General features: G+C 31.4%; 3 protein-coding genes. 1 reads left to right on the forward strand and 2 read right to left on the reverse strand.

All coding sequences use genetic code 11. From position 1 onward, the window contains the following. The coding region (locus tag A194_RS18825) for a hypothetical protein (RefSeq protein WP_040403183.1) at window positions 1–219 on the reverse strand (219 nt) is incomplete at its 3' end. Between the two features lie 123 nt (window positions 220–342). Here A194_RS18825 and A194_RS0115400 point away from each other — a divergent pair. Beyond that, window positions 343–1,983 (forward strand): YheC/YheD family protein, encoded by a 1,641-nt coding sequence (locus A194_RS0115400; RefSeq protein ID WP_017187688.1) that lies wholly within the window; start codon window positions 343–345, stop codon window positions 1,981–1,983. Here the strand turns inward: A194_RS0115400 and A194_RS18830 are convergent. Beyond that, entirely contained in the window at window positions 1,980–3,617 is a 1,638-nt protein-coding gene (locus A194_RS18830) for an acylphosphatase (RefSeq protein WP_017187689.1), read from the reverse strand. The two genes, A194_RS0115400 and A194_RS18830, sit on opposite strands and share 4 nt — an antisense overlap. Between the last annotated feature and the right edge of the window lie 117 nt (window positions 3,618–3,734).

Genomic DNA, 3,734 nt, shown 5'->3' on the forward strand with positions numbered 1-3,734 from the left:
CTCTATTATCTTAACTGTTTCATCATCTAGATCACCATTAGGGTTTTCCCAATCTGCAAACCCCAAAGTCACTAAATCTTCTTTAATACTGATTAAATCCTCACCGTTTTCATCTTCTTCTGATGCATATAAACTTGGATATTCGTCTACTAAAATATTTGAAATAACTAGTACGAATAAAGTTATTAAAAGAAATTTACTATTTAATTTAAGACTCACGCAGTCACCTCCTTTGTATGACAATTATCAAATAAAACGACAATATTTTCAAGGTACTTTTAATTCATATTTTAAAGTGTATAATATTAAATGAATAATACTTAGTATAAAAGGGGACTAATAATGGAAAAAATTGTTATTAATACCGTTTCAGACAAGAACACTATATATCTTAATGATCAGTTAGCACAAAAGTTAGACATTCCTTTCCTAAAAGATACTTCTCTTCGTTTTGGATATAAAATTAAGGATTTAGATATAAAGCTTGATAATAAACTTGAAGATAATCAAATATTACTCTCCTCTAATATCGTTAGTTCTCTTAACATCCCGACGACATGTAATTATGATGTAAAAGTTGAAGACAACGAAATTGTCCTTGGACCAATAATTGGAATTTATGCAGGTCAAAGGATGTTATCTCTTAAACGAAGAGTACGTTTGATGCAAGGCTTCGCTGATGAGTATAATCAGGTTAACGGTGTTATATTTGTATTTTGTTACGATTCTTTAAATAAGGATAACTTAACAGTTGAAGGATTTTATTATGAACCTCAAAGAAAGATTTGGGTATATACAACACTCCCTTATCCTTCTATGGTCTTTAAACGTGGAGTGATGAACAAAACACAGCGAGAATACCTAAGTTCAATATATAAAAACAAGATGTTTAACTATAAGTACTTTGAAAAATGGGATATGTATGAGCGTTTAAAAAACAATAAGAGTGTGAATTCATACTTGCCTTTAACTAAAATATATAATAACAGTCAAGATGCTCTAGATTTACTATATAGATACAATGATATATATATAAAACCTATTGCTGGAAAACAAGGTGCCGGTATATTTAATGTTTATATTGATAAGCAAAACAATTTTGTAGTAAAAACAACGGCCAATAAACAAACAACCGTAAATAAATACAATACTAATGATGAAATCATTAGCTTCTTTAATAGTAACCTAGAACCTAAAAAATTTATTATTCAAGAAACAATTGATTTAAAATTCAAAAATAGAGTTATGGATTTTCGACTTGGGTATGACAAAGGAATCGATGGTAACTGGAATAATATTATGTTTGTAACAAGGGTTAGTGGTGATAATAGCATAGTTAGTAACTATAAAGCTGGCGGTAAAGTGGTCTTCCCCTCTGATGCTCTTAAAAACTATTATAATGCTGACTCTCAACAAATCAAAAACTTAAAAGAAGAACTTCTAATAGCTGGTAACAAAATTATTGAGGCGTTAGAGCTAACTAGTAAACATTTTGGAAAAGTGGCATTGGATCTTGCAATAGACAAGGATTTCAAAATTTGGCTCATAGAAGTGAACTTAAGGTTCCCAGACGATACATTGGAAAATAACTTAGATGAGTCACACAAGACATATAAGAAAATCAAATCAACTAATTTATTATATTGTAAATACTTATCTGGGTTCGGAAGCAATGTTAAAACAATGCCTACTATAATAAATCACAATAATAAATTATCCAGTCAGAAAAACTCGTTTAAAGTTTATTTCTATGGAGAAGTTCAAAAAGTTGGTATGAGAAAAGCACTAAAGACTCTAGGGAATGAGTTAGGTATAGAAACTAAAGCTTTAAACCTTAAGCATAAAAGGATTGTTCGTGCAGATATATACTGTGATGAAGAGGACTTATATCGATTTATTGAACAAGCTAAAGATGTTAATGAGCAAGCATATATCAAATCAATTTCAATTATCTCCAAAAAAGAAAACAGAACAAAGGATTAATCCTCTGTTCTGTTTTTCATGATTTTTGAAGAAACCTTTCTGAATGGAGCTGTATACCTAAAGGACTTGCTACTCTCTAGTTCTCCATTCTTATGCTTTAATTTTTTATTCTCTTCTTTAATTTCCATGAGTTCATATTTATAATCCTCAAGTGTCTCGTTCATCTCTGCAATTTGACTCCGTAGTTTACGAGCAGAAACCTTTTTCTTACTTTGAGCAACCTCAAAGCCTAATTTAACTGGTTCATTCCAGCTTTTCTCTTTCAATTCTTTTATTTCAGCCTTAGGAGGTTTGTTATCTTTGATAAATTCCGCAAAAGTCTCGATATTCTTTCTTTTTCCCGCAACAACTATTGATACTTTACTTTTTCCTACACGTTTAACATACCCGTTTAATCTATTTCGTAAAGCACTCTTTTTAATAAAGGTTAAATAACCCGATCCGCGAGCAGGTCCATTAACTTCAAACTTTTTAGTAACTGTTTGTTTTTCAGGAACCTTTTTAACAGTGACTTCCTTAGCAGCCCCTGTTAAGAGTGGATCTAAGTAAGCGTCAAAATCAAAGAAATATGATGTATTGGTTTTTAAATCCTTTGTTTCTGGAAAATAATAATCTATGATTTCCTTCGGAATATTTCTTGCCTTACCTTCAACAGGAAATAAATGCGCTCCTATCTGCGGCTTTGAGTTAATCTCTATTACAGAAGCAGTATTTTTTTCATTATCCACTAGCATATCAACTGCACAATGAACTAAGCCAGGAATTGCTTTCATTGCATTTACTGCAACTTCTTTCATCTCATCTGTTAGGATATCAGTAATATCTATAGGCTCTCCACCATCTGATACATTACTAGTCTTTTTTAAATAAACTCTTTCACCATCTTTAGGTATACTATCTAAATCTAAGTCATAAGTTCCTAAATACTCCTTTACTTTATTATCAATTTTAATTGGTCGTTTATAATGGTTAGGGTTATTATTTCTCTCAATATTTTTCTTGTCAATAAGTTCTTGTATAGTATCTTTACCATTTCCGATAACATTTGCAGCGATTCTTGTCACAGCACCTACAACCTTATCTCCTATAACATATACTCTAGAATCTTCACCTGTAACAAATTTCTCGACAACTACCTCTTTATAATTTAGTTGATACCTTACATGTTTAAGCGCCTTTTCTAGTTCACCTTTGTTCTTTAAGTTCACCATAACCCCTCTACCACTAAGACCATCAATTGGTTTAATTACCAAAGGATATCCAATTGACTCAGCATAATTAATAATAGCCTCATCTTTTGTATCAGCAGTAAACCCCTTACCATAGGGTGCAGGTACATTTTCCTTCAGCAAATAAGATTTAGTCTTGTCTTTATCAATACAAATATTTATTGCTTCCTTTGAAACCAAATCTCCTCTTGAAACAGCAAAGTTGTGTTTTTTACCTTTATAACTTAATGAATACACAACCTTAACTCTGCCCTCCTTCTCATTGAAGGTGTGTCTAAACTTTAAAATTAAACCTCTTCTCCACCCTTCTAATGCTATTGCGTACATACTCATCTTATTACCTAAAGCTTTCTGAGGAATTGGTCCCTTTAATGTTGATAACCAGTTATCCCTAAATTCAGCCATGCTAAACACCCTTTTTCATATAGGTATAGAGAGACTATCTAACTCCTTATACCCTTTTTAATTTTCCGTAATAGTATTGTTTTCTCCCAAGATGTGCTTGAAATAATCTTATCAATT

It is taken from the genome of Alkalibacillus haloalkaliphilus C5 (assembly GCF_000269905.1).
In the GTDB taxonomy this organism is placed as follows: domain Bacteria; phylum Bacillota; class Bacilli; order Bacillales; family Alkalibacillaceae; genus Alkalibacillus; species Alkalibacillus haloalkaliphilus_A.

Bases quoted from the DNA above. Each gene is read 5' to 3' on its own strand.
- A194_RS0115400 (WP_017187688.1), top strand. From the start codon at position 343: ATGGAAAAAATTGTTATTAATACCGTTTCAGACAAGAACACTATATAT.
- A194_RS18830 (WP_017187689.1), bottom strand. From the start codon at position 3,617: ATGGCTGAATTTAGGGATAACTGGTTATCAACATTAAAGGGACCAATT.